The organism is Pseudomonas sp. SDT291_1_S447 (genome assembly GCF_054070155.1).
Genome location: NZ_JBSVXS010000282.1, coordinates 1 through 591, shown reverse-complemented (window position 1 = coordinate 591; position 591 = coordinate 1). Strand labels below are relative to the sequence as shown.

Sequence of the window (591 nt, the reverse complement as noted above, 5' to 3'; positions counted from 1 at the left end):
CACTCTCTCCCGTGAGCAACCCGCGCAAGGCCTGCGCCAGTTTCGCCGCCTGCGCGTTACGAAGGTAAACCACATGCAGATTGCTCGGATTGCTCTGCGCGTTATCCAGCTTGTAGATCAGATTACGCGCCAGCTCCGTACGCTCTGGGCTGCCGGCGCGAATGATGATGGTGTTGGAACGCGGATCACCAATCACGGCGATTTTCTGCGTCGGATCATTGCCCGGCGCATCGAGCAAATCCGCGACCATCGGCGCGATGTCAGCGGCGATGCCGTTCTGGATCTGCACCACATCCGTGTCAATCGCGCTCGGCGAATCAATGCTCGCAATCAACTGCGCAACACGCGTCAGGTTCTCGGCGTAATCGGTGATGACGATGGTGTTATTGCCCGGATAGGCGTTGATCGGATTGTTCGGCGAAACGATCGGCCGCAGCACCGGAATCAGGTTCACCGCGTTTTCGTATTGCAAACGGAACGTACGGGTGAGCATGCCGTTACCCGCCGGTTTGTCGGCACTGTAAATCGGCCCGCCGAGCAACTTCGCATCCGCCTCCGGCACCACCTGCGCCACACCGCCGACATCAACCA

General features: G+C 59.6%; 1 protein-coding gene. It reads right to left on the bottom strand.

The genetic code is table 11. The features are described from left to right. A partial coding sequence (locus ACW9IR_RS29545; RefSeq protein WP_457466145.1) for a secretin N-terminal domain-containing protein occupies positions 1-591 on the bottom strand: 591 nt, incomplete at both ends.